The sequence below is a fragment of the Xenorhabdus sp. PR6a genome (assembly GCF_028599065.1).
In the GTDB taxonomy this organism is placed as follows: domain Bacteria; phylum Pseudomonadota; class Gammaproteobacteria; order Enterobacterales; family Enterobacteriaceae; genus Xenorhabdus; species Xenorhabdus doucetiae.
In genome coordinates, this window is sequence record NZ_JAQRFJ010000005.1 from 62650 (window position 1) to 81323 (window position 18674).

Annotated in this window: 18 protein-coding genes; 6 read left to right on the plus strand and 12 right to left on the minus strand. The window is 44.9% G+C overall.

Going from position 1 to position 18674, the window contains the following annotated elements; genetic code table 11:
- Nucleotides 1-257: 257 nt before the first annotated feature.
- Nucleotides 258-1232 carry an HTH-type transcriptional regulator CysB gene (cysB, locus tag PSI15_RS02675; protein ID WP_045970884.1) on the plus strand — a complete coding sequence of 325 codons (975 nt, stop codon included), beginning with the start codon at nt 258-260 and terminating at the stop codon, nt 1230-1232.
- A gap of 171 nt (nt 1233-1403) precedes the next feature.
- Here the strand turns inward: cysB and PSI15_RS18540 are convergent, their stop codons facing one another.
- Nucleotides 1404-1571: an FMN-binding negative transcriptional regulator gene (locus tag PSI15_RS18540; protein ID WP_443256065.1), complete on the minus strand. Its 168-nt coding sequence runs from the start codon at nt 1569-1571 to the stop codon at nt 1404-1406.
- A gap of 34 nt (nt 1572-1605) precedes the next feature.
- Entirely contained in the window at nt 1606-2445 is an 840-nt protein-coding gene (locus PSI15_RS02680) for a hypothetical protein (protein WP_273582181.1), read from the minus strand.
- A 298-nt stretch (nt 2446-2743) separates the two neighbouring features.
- Here PSI15_RS02680 and acnA point away from each other — a divergent pair, with 298 nt between their 5' ends.
- On the plus strand, nt 2744-5464 hold the full coding sequence (acnA, locus tag PSI15_RS02685) for an aconitate hydratase AcnA (protein WP_273582182.1): 2721 nt from the start codon (nt 2744-2746) through the stop codon (nt 5462-5464).
- 96 nt (nt 5465-5560) lie between these two features.
- Here the strand turns inward: acnA and ribA are convergent, their stop codons facing one another.
- Nucleotides 5561-6157, minus strand: a complete 597-nt coding sequence (gene ribA, locus PSI15_RS02690; protein WP_045973477.1) for a GTP cyclohydrolase II — start codon at nt 6155-6157, stop codon at nt 5561-5563.
- A gap of 382 nt (nt 6158-6539) precedes the next feature.
- Between ribA and PSI15_RS02695 the strand changes: the two genes are divergently transcribed.
- From PSI15_RS02695 to yciH, 4 genes are read left to right on the plus strand one after another with little or no spacing between them, the layout of a single operon-like run.
- Nucleotides 6540-6854, plus strand: a complete 315-nt coding sequence (locus PSI15_RS02695) for a LapA family protein (RefSeq protein ID WP_045970880.1) — start codon at nt 6540-6542, stop codon at nt 6852-6854.
- A 6-nt stretch (nt 6855-6860) separates the two neighbouring features.
- The gene (gene lapB, locus PSI15_RS02700; protein ID WP_273582183.1) at nt 6861-8030 is read left to right on the plus strand and encodes a lipopolysaccharide assembly protein LapB; all 1170 of its coding nucleotides are present in this window, start codon (nt 6861-6863) and stop codon (nt 8028-8030) included.
- 54 nt (nt 8031-8084) lie between these two features.
- Nucleotides 8085-8825: an orotidine-5'-phosphate decarboxylase gene (gene pyrF, locus PSI15_RS02705; protein WP_273582184.1), complete on the plus strand. Its 741-nt coding sequence runs from the start codon at nt 8085-8087 to the stop codon at nt 8823-8825.
- The gene (gene yciH, locus PSI15_RS02710; RefSeq protein ID WP_273582185.1) at nt 8818-9141 is read left to right on the plus strand and encodes a stress response translation initiation inhibitor YciH; all 324 of its coding nucleotides are present in this window, start codon (nt 8818-8820) and stop codon (nt 9139-9141) included. Before pyrF ends, yciH begins: the two co-directional genes overlap by 8 nt.
- Nucleotides 9142-9198: 57 nt before the next feature.
- On the opposite strand, the gene bla is transcribed toward yciH, so the two are convergent.
- The 9 genes from bla to rsxA form a co-directional block, all read right to left on the minus strand.
- Nucleotides 9199-10119, minus strand: a complete 921-nt coding sequence (gene bla / locus PSI15_RS02715; protein ID WP_273582186.1) for a class A beta-lactamase — start codon at nt 10117-10119, stop codon at nt 9199-9201.
- Nucleotides 10120-10187: 68 nt separating this feature from the next.
- Complete coding sequence (locus PSI15_RS02720) at nt 10188-12122, minus strand: exoribonuclease II (protein ID WP_273582187.1); 1935 nt, start codon at nt 12120-12122, stop codon at nt 10188-10190.
- A 368-nt stretch (nt 12123-12490) separates the two neighbouring features.
- Nucleotides 12491-13123, minus strand: a complete 633-nt coding sequence (nth, locus tag PSI15_RS02725; RefSeq protein WP_273582188.1) for an endonuclease III — start codon at nt 13121-13123, stop codon at nt 12491-12493.
- 14 nt (nt 13124-13137) lie between these two features.
- Nucleotides 13138-13842, minus strand: a complete 705-nt coding sequence (locus PSI15_RS02730) for an electron transport complex subunit E (RefSeq protein ID WP_273582189.1) — start codon at nt 13840-13842, stop codon at nt 13138-13140.
- 2 nt (nt 13843-13844) lie between these two features.
- Nucleotides 13845-14471, minus strand: coding sequence for an electron transport complex subunit RsxG (rsxG, locus tag PSI15_RS02735; protein ID WP_273582190.1), 627 nt, complete (start codon nt 14469-14471; stop codon nt 13845-13847).
- A 15-nt stretch (nt 14472-14486) separates the two neighbouring features.
- The gene (rsxD, locus tag PSI15_RS02740; protein WP_273582191.1) at nt 14487-15566 is read right to left on the minus strand and encodes an electron transport complex subunit RsxD; all 1080 of its coding nucleotides are present in this window, start codon (nt 15564-15566) and stop codon (nt 14487-14489) included.
- Nucleotides 15567-15578: 12 nt separating this feature from the next.
- A complete protein-coding gene (gene rsxC / locus PSI15_RS02745) occupies nt 15579-17471 on the minus strand; it encodes an electron transport complex subunit RsxC (protein ID WP_273582192.1) in 1893 nt (630 codons plus the stop codon).
- A complete protein-coding gene (rsxB, locus tag PSI15_RS02750; protein WP_045970854.1) occupies nt 17464-18087 on the minus strand; it encodes an electron transport complex subunit RsxB in 624 nt (207 codons plus the stop codon). Before rsxB ends, rsxC begins: the two co-directional genes overlap by 8 nt.
- Entirely contained in the window at nt 18087-18668 is a 582-nt protein-coding gene (gene rsxA, locus PSI15_RS02755; protein ID WP_045970852.1) for an electron transport complex subunit RsxA, read from the minus strand. Before rsxA ends, rsxB begins: the two co-directional genes overlap by 1 nt.
- Nucleotides 18669-18674: the final 6 nt, after the last annotated feature.

The following is an 18674-nucleotide window of genomic DNA, read 5'->3' on the forward strand; positions in this document are numbered from 1 at the left end:
TCTTTCTAAAAAGTCAGTCCTGAGGGCTGGCTTTTTTTGTATTTTAATAAAAGTAACACACAATATATCTGCAACAGGCGCTTGATAATAGTTACTCAACCTAATTATTTGTTATATAAATATATAGCAAGTGTTATAGTGGTTATATACTGACAAATATATATTCTATATAGTTATAAGCGGGTAACCATTAGCAATATAGAAATTAATTAAACTACAAAACATTCATACATTTGATTATTAGGGACAGTGCTGATATGAAACTACAGCAATTGCGTTATATTGTAGAGGTGGTTAATCACAATCTAAATGTATCTTCTACAGCAGAAGGGTTGTATACCTCTCAACCGGGGATCAGCAAACAGGTTAGGATGCTCGAAGATGAATTGGGGATTCAGATATTTGCTCGCAGTGGTAAACATTTGACGCACGTGACTCCGGCTGGTGAAGAAATTGTCCGTATTTCACGTGAGGTTTTGTCAAAAATTGATTCAATTCGTTCTGTTGCCAGTGAACACACCTATCCCGATCGGGGTTCTTTATATATAGCGACTACCCATACGCAAGCAAGATATGCTTTACCTCCTATTATTAAGGGGTTTATTGCACGTTATCCCAATGTATCACTGCACATGCACCAAGGGTCTCCAACTCAAATTGCAGAAGAGGTATGCAAAGGAAATAGCGATTTTGCGATAGCAACGGAAGCGCTTCACCTTTATAGCGATCTGATTATGTTGCCTTGTTATCATTGGAATCGTTCTGTTGTAGTGACAAAAGATCATCCACTTGCGAATAGACAGAACGTGACGATTGAAGAATTGGCAGAATATCCGATTGTCACCTATACCTTTGGTTTTACTGGACGCTCTGAGTTGGATGTGGCTTTTGATCGGGCGGGTTTGAAACCTAAAATTGTCTTCACCGCAACAGATGCGGATGTGATTAAGACTTATGTGCGGTTGGGACTAGGGGTTGGTGTGATTGCCAGTATGGCTGTAGAACCTGTGCAGGACAGCGATCTCGTGCGTATTGATATGCGTGATAAATTTGGTTACAGCACAACCAAGATTGGCTTTCGACGCAGTAGTTTCCTGCGTAGCTATATGTATGATTTTATTTGGCGATTTGCTCCGCATTTGACGCGTGATGTTGTGGATAAAGCCATTGCATTGCGCTCCAATGAAGAAATCGAAGAAATGTTCAAAGATATTGATTTACCGATAGTATAAAAAATAGTTTAAAGAATGGATTAAACATGAAACCCCCTCCTTAAAGAATAAGGAGGGGGTTTCTTTTTATCTTCATCTTTGTCCCGCTTCCATAGAGTCACTTTCCTGTGCCTATATTGTGTATTTTCATATAGTTAGCTAATTTTTTATCGTCAGCCCTGTTACTTTCGCTCAAAGCTGTATAAACGCCACGTTGATCAGCAAGGCTTCTAAAGCCAGTTTAGTTTCATCACCGCTTAAAATTTTTGTGACACCGTAACAATGAACAGCCGTGTAATCCCAAGTAGGTATGGCATTTTCAGATTCGTACCAGATAGGGAGATATATAATTAAATACAAACGGAATATGTGTACCCGTCAAAGAAGAGGAGATTTATGCTTCTTTTGGAAGCACCGTCTTAAATTCACCATTGAAAAAACTATCTGAATCTTCTATTGACGTTTTTTGGTTTTTAAGCATGAAATTATCGAAAGCTGTTTTGACATCTTGATCTTCTAACGCCTGATAATGAAATAAGGAAACACAAGAGGAGTAAGTGAATCCAACATTAATATTTTCATTAGAGGCGCAGTTCGACGTCACTTCTGAGTTGGTTCTGTCAAAATCTATTTTATACAGTTTCATTTTAGGAACATACATAACGTGATCTTCAATGCCAACCGCTTCAATAACACTGGCCAAGGTGAGAGTGGAATAATGATTACCATTTCGCTTCAATCCCAGTCTGATAGCATCACCTTGTTTTTGCAGGAAATCGGAAAAATTTTTCAAGCTGGGGGAGTTTGCATTTAAAATAATATCCATGATGAGTTGGAGTAAATTTGTTGCAATCGAAACACCTTTCATTTCATGCTGATAAGTTTGACTTTCGATATTCATAACGCTCATCAGTGGCAGTTTTGCCATGATATCTCCCCAAAATTGAATGTCAGTCTTATATTCTTGGCCGTGAATATGGGTATATTGGCTGATGTAGCCAGCCGCTATTGAAGAAAGCGCTATCTGTATTTTTTTAATTTCATTCATTTTCTGTATTACAGAGGCTTTGTCGACAATATTTGAGGTAATAATAAATTGAACAAGACCGTCAGTATCGCTAAGTCGATAGTCCGACAAAGAAAATTTAGGGTTAATCCCCGTCGAAAAGAACTGATCTGCTTGCTGTATGTGGCTTACGTAATGTTGGTACTCTCTATTTTTTTCTGTATCCATAACTTAATCTCTCCAATCTCTAATAAACTCATTAAATATTCTGAATATGCCTTCATTTTTTAAGTCGTAATTTACAATCTATTTAGCCAGAAATGCGTAGAAAATATAGAGTCGATGCGATCAAACTCTTATGACTTGAATAAAACATATCTACTTTAGCGATGTCATCATTAAAATTTATCAATAAATAAGAATTTACAACTAGTTAACAAAATGTGTGGTTACGGAATAACAAATATTTACTTATATGTTATGTTTAATGATGTAGTTAACCATAAATAATAAGAAAGGAGGAGTTATGTCGTTTAAATTGAAAACGGACTGTGCTTCAACACTCTTGATTGGAAGCAAAACGAGTGAAAATAGATCTATTGATAGTAAAACCTCTGACAGTAAAACCTATCACTATTACAGCTTACCATTGTTATCTGAACAATTGGGCGATATAGCCCGTTTACCAAAATCCCTGAAAGTTTTGCTTGAAAATCTTCTGCGCAATATCGATGGTGAATCTGTTGTGGAAGATGATTTGAAGGCGCTGGTGGCATGGCAAAAAACCGGTCATGCAGACCGGGAAATTGCCTATCGTCCCGCCCGCGTACTTATGCAGGATTTTACCGGCGTACCGGCGGTCGTGGATCTTGCGGCGATGCGGGAAGCGGTGTTGAAACTCGGTGGCAATGTTGAACAGGTTAATCCGTTATCCCCGGTTGATTTGGTGATTGATCACTCGGTCATGGTGGATAAATTTGGCACTGAGCAGGCATTTTCAGAAAACGTTCAGATAGAAATGGCACGTAACTATGAACGTTATCTGTTCTTGCGTTGGGGGCAGCAGGCTTTTAATCGGTTCCGCGTTGTCCCTCCGGGAACGGGGATCTGCCATCAGGTTAACCTTGAATATCTGGGGAAAGCCGTCTGGTATGAAAATCAGGAGGGTAAAAATTTTGCCTATCCCGATACGCTGGTCGGAACGGATTCTCACACCACCATGATTAATGGATTGGGCGTTTTGGGTTGGGGCGTTGGGGGCATTGAGGCCGAGGCAGCCATGCTGGGGCAACCCGTTTCCATGCTGATCCCCGATGTTGTTGGCTTTAAACTGACCGGAAAATTGCCAGAAGGGATCACGGCAACCGACCTTGTGCTGACGGTGACACAGATGCTGCGCCAGCACGGTGTTGTGGGCAAATTTGTTGAATTTTATGGGGATGGATTATCTGATTTGCCGCTGGCAGACAGGGCAACCATTGCCAATATGTCTCCTGAATATGGGGCAACTTGCGGTTTCTTCCCGGTTGATGACATTACATTAGATTATATGCGCTTAACCGGACGCGATGAAGAAGAAATCGCTTTGGTTGAAGCCTATTGCAAAACTCAGGGCTTATGGCGTAATGCGGGTGATGAGCCTGTTTTTACGAGTACCCTTGCGTTGGATATGTCGACGGTTGAAGCCAGTTTGGCTGGGCCGAAACGTCCTCAAGACAGAGTCGCCTTGGGGAATGTGCCCCAGGCTTTTCAGTCCGCTATCGAGCTGGATATCCATAAATCGCAAAAACCGTTATCAGCGGTATCGGTGACCTTAGATAACCAAACTTTTTCATTGCAAGAAGGGGCTGTGGTGATTGCCGCCATTACTTCTTGTACCAATACCTCTAATCCCAGCGTATTGATGACGGCGGGTTTACTTGCCAAAAAAGCGATTGAGAAAGGCTTGCAGCGTCAACCGTGGGTTAAAACTTCACTGGCTCCTGGTTCGAAAGTTGTAACAAGTTATCTGGAACTGGCCGGTTTCATGCCCTATCTGGAACAACTGGGTTTTAATCTGGTGGGGTATGGCTGTACTACCTGTATTGGTAATTCCGGGCCATTACCTGATCCGATTGAAGCCGCAATCAAACAATCTGATCTCACCGTTGGGGCGGTACTTTCCGGTAACCGAAATTTTGAGGGACGTATTCATCCATTGGTGAAAACAAACTGGTTAGCATCACCACCGCTGGTAGTGGCCTATGCGCTTTCCGGCAGTATGAAAAAGGATCTGACGCGAGAGCCTGTCGGGAAAGATCAACAAGGCAATGAGGTTTATTTGAAGGATATCTGGCCGAATAGTACCGAAGTTGCAGAAGCGATTGGCAAAGTCAGAACTGAAATGTTCCATAAAGAATATAATTCTGTGTTTGATGGTGACGAAAGTTGGCAATCTCTGAGTGTCGAAAGTTCTGCGACTTATCCTTGGCAGCCGGATTCCACTTATATACGGCATCCCCCTTTTTTCAGTGATATGACGGCTGAACCTAAACCCGTTACCGATATTCATCAGGCTCACATTTTGGCGATCTTAGGCGATTCAGTTACGACGGATCACATTTCCCCGGCGGGAAATATCAAGGCTGACAGTCCTGCCGGGCGTTACTTGCAAGAGCATGGTGTTGCACCAAAAGATTTTAACTCTTATGGCTCAAGGCGTGGTAATCATGAGGTGATGATGCGGGGAACGTTTGCCAATATTCGTATTCGCAATGAGATGGTATCAGGGGTTGAAGGAGGAGTTACCCGTCATATTCCTTCACAATCTCAACTCGCCATTTATGATGCTGCCATGCGTTATCAAGAGGAAAAAATACCCTTAGCTGTTATTGCGGGTAAAGAATATGGTTCAGGATCAAGCCGTGACTGGGCTGCAAAAGGGACAAGATTACTGGGGGTTAGAGTGGTGATTGCAGAATCTTTTGAACGTATTCACCGTTCTAACTTGATTGGTATGGGGGTTTTGCCATTGGAGTTTCCCCAAGGTGTTAGCCGCAAGACATTAAACCTGACGGGAGAAGAGAGAGTTGATATTACAGGATTAGCGCATATTCAGCCGGGGCAGACTATTGCGGTGAAAATGACCTATGCCAATGGACAGGAGATTGTGATTAATACTCGTTGCCGCATTGATACCGGAACAGAACTGGCTTATTTCTATAATGATGGCATTTTACATTATGTTATTCGTAATATGCTGAAATAACAAAAAACTGAAATAGGTATCAATCAGAAAAAATAAAAACTGCGCCCACACCAGCGCAGTTTTTTGCAGATTTGACAAAAAGTCATGAGAGAGCTTTTAGCTTGACTTGGGCAGCAGGTGACCCATTCGGCTGGCTTTGGTATCCAAATAGTGAGTATTTTGGGGATTGCGCCCCACAATCAGCGGGACACGCTCGACGATATTGATACCCGCTTCTACCATGATTTCAACTTTTTTAGGGTTGTTGGTAAGAAGGCGAACGGCATTAATATTCAATAACTTATACATGTCTGAACACAGGGTGAAATCCCTTTCATCAGCAGCGAAACCTAATTGGTGATTGGCCTCAACGGTATCAATACCTTGATCCTGCAAAGCATAGGCACGGATTTTATTCAGCAAGCCAATATTGCGGCCTTCTTGGCGGTGATAAAGCAAAATACCACGGCCTTCCTGACTAATTTGCGCAAGTGCGGCTTCTAATTGAAAACCACAGTCGCATCTTAGGCTGAATAAAGCATCTCCAGTAAGGCATTCTGAGTGAATACGCGATAATACAGGTTTATCGCCAGAAATGTCGCCGAAAACAAGCGCAACATGATCGCGGCCTGTTTTGATTTCTTCAAATCCAATCATTAAAAACTCGCCCCAAGGCGTAGGTAATTTAGCTTCAGCTACTCGTTTTAGCTGTATTTTTGTATTCATATATTGATTTGACTCGTTATAAATATTGCGTACTCAGAACAATACCGGTTGAGAAATCAGCTAAAACTACGCAAAAAAATTTCTCTGATGACAACGCATGCACGCCGACGCATTGTAACAGAAATTATTAGTATGCATGAATATAAAGCGTCAGGTTCTTTAATGGGAAATATATTAACATGCTAAACTATAGGCAGATTTTTGCGGATGTACTTATCACAAAAAGAGAGAAATAGAGGAAAATCTGTGTTTGTGGCAATAAATTGCTTCCTCTACGTAGACGTGCGTAGACGAGAAATGCTAATTTAGCACGCCACTATGTCTGTTATTTGGCATAACCAATCAGCAACGATAGATAACAGGAAAAAATGTGAAATATTTTCTGATTTTATTACTGGCCCTGGTTGTTTTTGTTATCTCAGTGACACTGGGAGCAAATAATAATCAGATTGTGACGTTTAATTATTTGATTGCCAAAGGTGATTATTCTGTATCCACATTGCTGGCGGCGCTGTTTGCTGTTGGTTTTATCCTCGGTTGGGGAGTTTGTGGGGCTTTTTACCTGCGCACTTGTGTTGCTTTGCGACAGGCGAAACGCAAAATCAAGCGCCTTGAAACTCAAGTGGGGAAGTCCTCTGAATTATCCACAAAGGCCGTATCTACCGTAGCATTAACCAAGGAATAATTCTCCATGTTAGAGCTGTTGTTTCTGTTGCTTCCCATTGCTGCGGCTTATGGCTGGTATATGGGGCGCAGAAGTGCTCAACAAGACAAACAGCAATCGGCTGATCGCCTCTCACGTGAATATGTTGATGGTGTTAACTTTTTGCTCTCTAATCAGCAGGATAAGGCAGTAGATTTATTTCTTGATATGCTGAAAGAGGACAGTTCTGCATTTGAGGCCCACCTGACACTGGGAAATCTATTCCGTTCCCGTGGTGAAGTTGAAAGAGCCATCCGTATTCACCAGTCCCTGATGGAAAGTGCTTCCCTGACATTTGAACAACGTTTGCTTGCGATCCAGCAGCTTGGGCAAGATTATATGGCTGCCGGAGTCTATGACCGCGCTGAAAATATGTTCGTTCAATTGGTTGACGAAACGGATTTCCGTGAAAATGCTTTTAACTCCTTGCTAACTATCTATCAGTCAACCAGTGACTGGAATAAAGCCATTGAGATCGCTGAAAAACTCGTAAAACTGGGTAAACACCATTTTCGGGAAGAGATCGCCCATTTCTATTGTGAGTTGGCCCTGCAATGTATGGGGAGTGACGATTTTACGGATGCGATCGGCTATCTGAATAAAGCGTCTCAGGCAGACAAAAATTGTGCCCGTACTTCTATCATGCTTGGCCGTATTTATATGGCCCAGGGGGAATATCGTAAAGCCACCCATGCATTGAAACGGATCCTCGATCAAGATAAACAACTGATCAGTGAATCTTTGTCAATGTTGCAAGAGTGTTACCAATATCTCTCCCAACCGGATGAGTGGCAATCTTTTGTCCAGCGCTGTGTAGAAGAACAAAGTGGTGCGATTGCTGAACTTTATATGGCGGATATCCTTGAGAAAAAAGAAGGGCGTGATGTCGCCCAAATTTACATTAACCGTCAGTTGGAACGCCATCCAACAATGAGGCTATTTTATCGTCTGATGGATTATCATCTGGCGGAGGCAGAAGAAGGGCGGGCGAAAGAAAGCCTGATCCTTTTGCGTAATATGGTCGGTGAGCAAATCCGCACAAAACCTGATTATCGATGCCACAAATGTGGCTTCACTTCCCGCTCATTATATTGGCATTGTCCTTCATGTCGTTCTTGGGATTCGATTAAACCGATCCGAGGATTGGATGGTCAGTGACACTGTCACTATTATGTTGCATGTTGCTATTTTAGTAAATCAAAGGGCCTAGAAATGACTTCCCACACAGTACAAACTTTAAATAAACAGATTAACTCGCCTGTTATTGTTGCACTGGATTATGACAATCAGGATGCCGCGCTGGCATTTGTCGATAAAATCGATCCACAATCCTGTCGTCTGAAAGTGGGCAAAGAAATGTTTACCCTGTATGGCCCGCAATTTGTTCAGGCGCTGCATCAGCGTGGTTTTGATGTGTTTTTGGATCTTAAGTTTCACGATATTCCCAATACAACGGCAAGAGCCGTTGCGGCTGCGGCTGAACTGAGCGTATGGATGGTGAATGTTCATGCGAGTGGTGGGGCGAGGATGATGACAGCCGCGAAAGAAGCCTTGTTGCCTTACGGTAATGATGCACCTCTGTTGATTGCTGTTACTGTGCTGACCAGTATGGAACAATCTGATCTGTTGGACGCAGGCATTAATGTCACTCCAGCGCAGCAGGCGGAACGCTTGGCACTATTGACTAAACAGTGTGGCTTGGATGGTGTCGTCTGTTCCGCCCATGAAGCGCAGCAATTGAAAACAGTATGTGGTCAGGCCTTCCAACTTGTTACGCCGGGTATTCGCCCTGAAGGTACAGAAGCGGGCGATCAGCGTCGGATTATGACACCACCTCAGGCGGTTCAGGCTGGGGTGGATTATATGGTGATCGGGCGTCCCATTACCCGTGCAGAAAATCCGGCATTGACCTTAGCGCAGATTAATCAATCGATTGGAGTCATTCATGGATAATAACTCTCGCTTGGTTTATTCAACGGAGGGTGGCCGCATTCAGGAAGAAAAAATAAAACCTTCTCGCCCGAAAGGTGATGGGATTGTGCGTATTCAGCGCCAAACCAGTGGCCGTAAAGGGAAAGGCGTTTGTGTGATCACGGGCATTGATGCCGATGACCAAACGTTGGCTAAGTTGGCCGCCGAATTAAAGAAAAAATGCGGTTGTGGCGGTTCTGTCAGAGAAGGTGAAATTGAAATCCAAGGTGATAAGCGTGATTTGCTGAAACAATTGCTGGAAGCAAAAGGGATGAAAGTCAAATTAGCTGGGGGCTAAATCCATTTGTGATAAGCAAGCTATGCAGTTTATTGGCTGTATAGCTTGTTAGTTAGACTAAAAATTCTGCGTCATAATACGTGTGGCGGTGGCTAATACATCAGGGCGGGCATGGGCTTGTTTATCATCTGGCTGAGTGAAATAAGTCACCAAAACCAATGGTGCACGTTTGGGCACTGGCCAAATGACCGCAATATCATTTGTTGTACCGTAATCGCAGCGGCCTGTTTTATCTCCAACAATCCAATCCTTGGGCACTCCCGCACGAATGCTGGTGCTACCGGTTGTATTTCCTTTTAACCACGCAACCAATTGTTCACGTTGCGTTGTCGCTAAGGCATTTCCCAACGCTAAATGAGATAAACTGTTTGCCATGGCTTGCGGGGTGGAGGTATCGCGTTCATCACCTGGCACGACGGTATTTAATTCAGGTTCTTGGCGATCAAGGCGAAAATCATGGTCACCGATAGTGCGGGCAAATGCTGTGACACCATCTGGGCCATTCAATTGATTAAGAAGCAAATTCATCGCGGTATTATCACTATATTGTAGTGTTGCCGCGCTCAATTCTGCCAATGTCATGCCCTCTTTGAGATGTTTTTCCGTAATCGGGCTGTATTCAACAAGATCTGATGGTTGATAGTGAATTCGCTGGTGCAATAAGTGAGCATCGGTTTCGCTTTGTTTCAGAATCGCGGATACCGCCATCAACTTACTGGTGCTGCATAGGGGAAAACGCTCATTTGCGCGGTAAGAGAGGGTGGAATGATCAGATGTGTCTATCAATACTGCCCCAAGCCGGCCGTTAGCATTCTTCTCCAACATGGCAAGCTGGTGCATGATCTCATTTGCCTTTTTTGACGGCGATATTTCATTCTGGTGAACAATTTGATTTGTATGCACAGTTGCACTGGCTGGGAGAGTGAATAATACACTCAGTAAGGAAGCAAGGGCGGTTGCGAAACCAATCCAGTTCATATGGGAGTCCTTATAAAACTGCCGCCATAAATGGCGGCAGTTTTATAGAAATGACTTGTGGAATTAGCCTATACAGGACGTGCCACAATATTGCGGGTTTCCATTCTGACATCTTCAATGCGGACGTTGATGATGTCATTCAAACGGTGAACCGTTTCGCATTTAATTAAGACGGAACCGGTTTCCTGACTGCATTGAATTTCATCACGAACGGCATGCAGGAAGGGGCCGGGAACGAAAGCGATGGCACCGTTATCTACCAGCCGGACTCGCAGGCCACCACGGGTAATATCGATAATTTCTGCCGGGAATGTTTTATCTGTGCCGGCGTGAGGTTGCAAGAAACGGGCATAAAGCCAGTCGCCAACATCACGTTCTGCCATGCGGTTAGCCCGGCGGCGGTCTGTCAATTGCAGGCAGAGATCTTCGGTGGGTTTATCTGCTTCAGCTTGCTGGATAATTGCCTTCAACAAACGGTGGTTGATGATATCGCTGTATTTACGGATAGGGGATGTCCAGGTCGCGTAAGCATCAAATCCCAGACCAAAGTGTGGGCCGGGTTCTGTTTTGATTTCAGCAAAAGTTTGGAAACGGCGGATACGGCTATCGAGGAATTGGGTCGGTTGTTTATCCAGCTCACGGCGCAATTCACAGAACCCTTCCAGTTGCAGTAATGCTTGAGCCTCAGCTTCAATGCCATGCTCTTTAAGGACGTCAACGACTTGCTCAATCTGGGTCGGTTCAAAGCCAGTATGAACGTTATAAATACCAAAGCCCAATTTATCACGCAGAATTTTCGCGGCACATAAATTCGCGGTGATCATGGCTTCTTCAACAATACGGTTGGCTGAACGGCGTTGTTCTATAACGATATCAATAACATGGCCGCCTTCATCAAGGATAAACCGGTAATCCGGGCGCTCCTTGAAAACCAGCGCGTTTTGCAGACGCCAGTAATTGCGGCGTTCGCACATCTCTTTCAGCAGTGTGATTTGGGTGGTAACGGCGTCTGACTTTGGTTTCCAACCTTCCTGACCTTCTAACCAGTCTGAGACTTCGTCGTAAACCAGTTTAAATTTAGATTCAACCCATGCGGAGAAGAATTGAATATCATCGCCCAATTGACCATTTTCCAGAATAGAAACCTGGCAAACCAGAGCCGGACGGCGCATATTAGGACGCAAAGAACATAGATCATCAGAGAGCTCACGCGGGAGCATGGGAATATTGAAGCCCGGCAGATAATTGGTGAAACTGCGTTGATAGGCAATTTTGTCCAGTTCACTACCGGCCTTGATATAAGCGGTGGGATCGGCAATGGCAATAGAAAGTTTCAGGCTGCCATCATCGTTTTTGGTGATGTGCAGAGCATCATCCATATCCTCGGTGGTTGCACTGTCAATAGTGACAAAATCAAGCGCGGTCAGATCAACGCGTTCGGCGCTTTCGTCCAACAGGCAATCTGTCATTACAGGCGCTTCACGTTCTAGGCTGTGGCGAGTTAATGTTACCCACCACGGGGCGTAGTGGTCATCATCTTGCGTAATATAGCCAGTGATTTCAGCGTGAAAACCGCGATCGCCTTTCAGGGGATGCCGGCGCATTTCCGCCACGGCCCAATCGCCATGTTCAAACGTATGGTCAACGTGGTTTGCCGGACGACAAGGGATAAAGTCTTTTAATAATGGATGATCCGGAATAATCCATAGCCGATTGTCGTTTTCTTTCTTCTGAACTCTGCCGACAAAACGGGTCAGAAAAGGTTCAACCAGAGATTCAGGATCGGCAATTTCTTTTTCTTTGTCTATGTGGATCGCAGCGGTAATTCGATCACCGTGCATGACTTTTTTCATGTAGGGAGGTGGGATGAAATAACTTTTTTGACCGTCGACTTCTAAAAATCCAAAGCCTTTCTCAGTTCCTTTGACTAAACCTTCTACGCGCTGGGTCTGAGCGTGAAGTTGCTGTTTTAGCTGCGCAAGCAGCGGATTATTTTGAAACATAATATCTGGAGAATATGGAGTTATTATCGATAATTTTGGACAACAGTTTTACGCGAATCGGAAGTGTGGAGCAAGTAACATCTTATCAAAACAGGAAAAATTGTGGTGTAAGCCAAAAAAATGCGATGTTCTACGAAGAAAACAGGCAATATGAATTAACAGTGAGTTTTAGTTACAACATACTCATAAGGTTACAACCATAACCACAAACATTAACTCAAAAACACAAAAAGCCATCCAACAATTTAAGGGGTAAGAAAAGGGGAAATACAACAATAATGGTTTATTTAGCCTGTCTCCTGCCATTGATGATTAGACAGGGGACAGGCTGATGGAGATTTAAGATGGTAAGATTTTATGGTTTTTTATTATTCGGTTTTATCCGTATATTCACAAAGATCTTCAATAATACAGGAGCCACAGCGCGGTTTACGGGCAATACAAGTGTAGCGACCATGCAGAATCAGCCAATGGTGGCAATCAACCTTGAATTCGGATGGTACGAATTTCAATAAGTTCTTCTCAACTTCATCCACGTTTTTCCCTGGTGCGAATTGAGTCCGATTGCTGACGCGAAAAATATGCGTGTCAACGGCAATGGTTGGCCAGCCAAAAGCCGTATTTAAGACAACATTAGCCGTTTTCCGGCCGACTCCCGGCAGCGCTTCCAGCGCTGCGCGATCTTCCGGTACTTCTCCTTGATGTTTTTCCAGTAATAACCGGCAGGTTTTAATCACATTTTCGGCTTTGGTGTTATATAACCCAATCGTTTTTATATACGTCTTTAAACCCTCAACGCCCAAATCAAGGATCGCCTGCGGGGTATTGGCAACGGGATACAGTTTTGCCGTTGCCTTATTTACGCTGACATCCGTGGCCTGAGCAGACAGTAAAACAGAAATTAATAACTCAAATGGCGAGTTGAACACCAGCTCAGTTGTTGGATGCGGATTGCTATCCCGTAAGCGGGTGAGGATCTCAACCCGTTTTTGTTGATTCATATCTGGTTACACCTTCAGCTTCTTGTAATATGACTTCCACAGCCTTTTTCTACGTTATACTGGCGTTCTTCATTTTTTACCTGATTTTTGATGCGCTCATCAATGAGATATTTTCCTGCCAGTAGCAAACCCAACCCAATAAAAGCACCTGGTGGGAGAATGGCGAGCAGGAAAGGGGAATCCATATGAATGATTTCAATGCGCAGGGATTTGGCCCAACTTCCCAGCAATAAATCTGCACCATCAAAAAGAGTCCCGTTTCCTAAAATTTCCCGCATGGCGCCTAAAACAAATAAAGCAAAAGTCGCACCTAATCCCATTGAAAGACCATCAATTGTCGAATGATAAATCGAGTTCTTTGAGGCGTAGGCTTCGGCACGGCCAATGACAATACAGTTAGTCACAATCAAGGGAATAAAAATCCCCAATGATTGATAAAGACCAAAAGCAAAGGCATTGATTAACATCTGGACGGCACTGACGACAGACGCGATGATTATCACATAAATGGGAATACGAATTTCATGGGGCACCCAACGCCGTAAGGCTGATACTGCAATGTTGGTACACACTAAAACTAGTGTGGTAGCCAATCCTAATCCCAAGGCATTGGTTGCCGTCGAGGAAACAGCCAACAAAGGGCAAAGCCCTAAAAGCTGTACCAACGCGGAGTTGTTTTTCCAGAGTCCCTGAATAAATAGGTTCTTCGTTTCATTCATGATTATTTCTCTTCACAAGTGGGTAGCGAGGAAAGTTGTTCCGGTACGGTTTCCAGATAAAGCGTTGTCCGTTTAACGGCATTGACGACAGCACGGGGAGTAATGGTTGCACCGGTAAATTGGTCAAATTCCCCGCCGTCTTTTTTGACCGCCCAGTTATGATCATCCTTTGACATTACTTTCTTGCCAGAGAAAGCATAGATCCAATCGGAAATTCGGGCCTCAATTTTATCCCCCAAACCCGGTGTTTCATGATGTTCAGTGACTCGGACACCTAGCACGTTGCCAGAAAAGTTCGCGCCCACCAGTAATTGAATTGCACCTGAATAACCATCAGGCGCTGTGCTTTCCAACGCAGCGGCAACTGGAGCGCCTTTTTTACGGGCGAGATAAAGCCGGTGAGGTTGTTCGTTGCCTAAGGCAATGTTTGTCACCAGATAACATTCATTCTGCATATCATTATCGTATAAAGCAGGCGGAACAACTTGATCCAGTAATACCTTATGCTGCAAAGCAGCTTGTTCGGCGATCCGGTCCTTTGTCAACGAATAAACCAGTGCCGTTAACCCGGTGGTACAGGCCGCGAAAATAGCAAGGGTAATACCGTGGCGACGCATAGTTTCTAACATAGTATTCTCTCTTTCCTATTTATGGCCGTAAGCACGAGGTTGGGTGTAATGGTCAATAAGGGGTACACAGATATTTGCCAGTAATACTGCAAATGCCACCGCATCGGGATAACCCCCATACACACGAATTATCCAAATAAGCCCACCAATCATGGCGCCGTAAACCAGGCGACCTTTTGGTGTTGTTGATGCGCTAACTGGGTCAGTTGCAATAAAAAATGCGCCTAACATGGTTGCACCGGAAAAGAGTTGCAATAAAGGCGGTGAATAGCGGTTGGGATCAAGCAGCCAGCTAATCACGGCACAAATACCTAACGACAAAATAAAGGCTGTGGGAATTTGCCAGTGAATGACTTTTCGATTGAGCATCATCAGGCCACCGGCTAAATAAGCCATATTCACCCACTGCCAGCCAATACCTGCCAAAACACCTTGTAATATAGGTTGTTGCAATACTTCATCAATATGGTGAGTCAGTCTGCCAGTTTTAAAACTATCCAGCGGTGTGGCTTGACTCATTCCATCAATGCTTTGTTGCAGTTGCAATAAAGTGGAACCCTCTGGCGTATGCCCTGTGAAAATGACCATCAAGCTATCCCACGGCGTTAAGGTTGATGCCTGTAAAGACTCCGGGGGCATCCAACTGGTCATTTGGACAGGAAATGAGATCAGCAGAACGACATAGCCGACCATGGCCGGGTTAAATGGGTTTTGCCCAAGCCCGCCATACAGGTGCTTCGCAATAATGATGGCAAAGAATGTCCCAAGTACGATTAGCCACCACGGTGCTAATGGCGGCAGGCTAATACCTAACAGTAACCCTGTAACGAGAGCTGAATTATCTTTCAGGTAGGGAAGTATGAGTTGTTTTTTTAGCGCAATAGCCGCAGATTCTGCCAGCAATGCCGTCATGACCGCCAGCAAGATCTGGAATAATGTTCCATAGCCAAAGAAGTAGGTCTGTACTGCAATACCGGGTACGGCAGCTAAAACCACCCAAATCATGATCCGGCTGGTGCTTTTTTGACTGTGGGTAAAAGGCGAACTTGCGACTTTTAATGAACTGTTGTCAGTGTTTACTGGCCTAAATTTCATCGATAAATTTCACTATTCTGTTGTGACTTTTTGTTCTTCTTGAGCTTGGGCGGCTTTTTTCGCTTTAGCACGGGCAATAGCCGCAGCGACAGCCGCTTTACGCGGATCGGTTTCTTCCGGTTCTGCGGAAACAGCCGGTGGCGGCGTTGGCTCAGGCTGGCTTTGGGCGGCTTTTTTCGCTTTGGCTCTGGCTATCGCAGCGGCGAGGGCGGCTTTACGTGGGTCGCTGTCTTCCGCCGGCGGTGTTGATGTCTCTATATCTGGGCTGGTGGTAATGGGTTTCTCTGCCTGACGGGCACGTAACTGTTCTTTTCTGGCCTTACGTGCCGCAATTGCCGCTGCGTTGTCAGGTGATTGACCTGCTTGCACCATGATAGATTCACCCGCATTTCCCTGTTTTTCTTTCACACGGGCAAGAGCCGCTTGTACCGCATTCTTATCGCTGCTATCCACTTGAACCGCCGCTTTTTTATGGCGTTCTTCGCGCGCCAATTTTTCCCGTTCCAGACGGGCTTGCTTGGCTTCAAAACGTAGCTTCGCTTCAGCAGAGCGGCGTGCTTCTGCGTCTATAGCCCGTATTTCGGCTTTTTCTTGTCGATAGTATTGGACTAAAGGAATATTACTTGGGCACACATAAGCACAGGCACCACATTCAATACAGTCAAATAAATGGTGATCTTTCGCTTTTTCATGTTCTTGCCCACGGCTGAACCAATACAGTTGTTGAGGCAATAATCCCGCAGGGCACGCTTCAACACATAAACCGCAACGGATGCACGCCTCTTCAATGGCTTTAGGTTCCATCTCTTGTACCGAAGGCGCCAGAATACAGTTACTGATTTTGACGATGGGAACATTCAGGTCAGGCAAAGTAAAACCCATTAACGGCCCACCCATAATGACCATTTGCCCCGATCCTGGATTAAATCCCGCTTGCTGTAACAGGAATTGAACCGGCGTGCCAAGACGGGCCCAGAAATTACCGGGAGAAGTGACGGATTCACCGGTCAGCGTGACGACACGTTCAATTAATGGCTCACCATCAATAATGGCGCGCTTTATTGCCACGACGGTGCCCACGTTTTGCATAAGAACGCCGATGCCGGAAGAGCGTCCACCAGAAGGAACTTCTTTTCCGGTCAGGATTTTGGTCAATTGCTTGGCACCACCAGAGGGATATTTTGTTGGAATAACCCGTACAGTAATGGACTTATCACCCTTGAGTGCGGTGTTTAGGGCATGAATGGCATCGGGTTTGTTATCTTCAATCCCAATTAGCACCTGCGTTGGATTGAGCAGGTGGATTAAAATACGGATACCCGCAATAATCTCTTGCGCATGTTCCTGCATTAAACGGTCATCAGCAGTGATATAGGGTTCACATTCAGCCGCATTGATGATCAGCGTCTTGAGATTATGCCGGCCACCTTTGAGTTTTGTTTCAGTCGGAAAACCAGCACCCCCTAAGCCGGCAATACCCGCTTGCTGAATGCGTTGCAATATTTCATTAGCATCCAGTGTGGTGTAATCAGCGGCTTGGATGCGTTTCCCCCATTGGTCTTTACCATCAGGACGCAAGCGGACACACAATTCTTTCAGTCCAGAAGGATGAGCGGTGACGCAAGGTTCAATGGCGATAATGGTTCCTGATGTGGACGCATGAACAGGGACTGTCCTGCCCATGCCAACCGTTAACGGCTGGCCTTTTAAGACCTTATCACCCGCTTTAACCAGCAATTCACCCTCTGGCCCCAAATGTTGCTGTAGAGGAATGATCAATTCATCCGGCAATGGAGCATAGCGTAATGGGGTACAGCTAGATTGCAGTTTCATTTCTGGCGGATGGATACCACCATCAAAATCCCAGATTTTATTCTTATTCAGCAAGTTGAACAGATTAAACATTGGCTTTCACCTCAACATGCTTCGCTGGAGAGAACAACGCCGGTTCTGGGGTGGCAGGAATGTTTTTTACCGGAATGGTGTTTAAATCCCATTTCCAATTTGAGGTAGTTGTAGCAACGGGGATCATCGTAATGCAATCGGTTGGGCAAGGCGCGACGCATAGGTCACAACCTGTGCAGAGATCTTCGACAACGGTGTGCATGGCACGGTTTGCGCCAATAATGGCATCGACAGGGCAAGCCTGAATGCATTTTGTGCAGCCGATACAGTTTTCTTCATCAATGAAAGCCACTTTTCTGGCTGGGTTTTGCACGCTTTCGTCACCATCCAGCGGTTGTGGATCAACACTTAATAACTCAGAGATTTTGAGCATAACCTGCTCGCCACCGGGAGCGCATTTATTGATCATCTCACCATTGTTGGCAACGGCTTCCGCGTAAGGGCGACAACCAGGGTAGCTGCACTGTCCACATTGACTCTGGGGCAATAAATTATCGATTTTTTCGACAATCGGATCTTCTTCCACTTTAAAACGGCGGGCAGCAAAACCCAGAATTAAGCCAAAGGCTAATCCGAGTACACTTAATACGCCGATCGCTATCCATAATGACATCATTAGAATTTCACCAAACCACTAAAGCCCATAAATGCGAGGGACATTAACCCCGCAGTGATAAGCCCTATCGATGAACCACGAAAAGGAGCCGGAATATTGGCAACGGCCAGACGTTCTCGAATCGCGGCAAACAACACCATGACGAGAGAAAAACCTGCGGCAGCGCTGAAACCATAGACAGCCGATTGTAAAAAGCCGTGGGATTGGTTGGCATTGAGCAGCGCAACGCCAAGTACAGCGCAGTTGGTGGTAATCAGTGGCAGGAAAATCCCCAACAGGCGATAAAGTGCCGGACTGGTCTTGCGGATAACTAATTCAGTAAACTGAACGACGACCGCCGTGACGAGAATAAAACTCAGGGTGCGTAAATAAACCAAATCAAGCGGGATAAGAATAAACGAGTTTATCAGCCATGAGCTGATAGAAGCCAGGGTGAGAACAAATGTTGTTGCCAACCCCATGCCGATGGCCGTTTCGAGTTTTTTGGAAACCCCCATAAACGGGCATAAGCCCAAAAACTTTACCAAAACAAAGTTATTGACCAAAACTGTGCCAATAAATAACAGAAGGTATTCAGTCATTGCTAT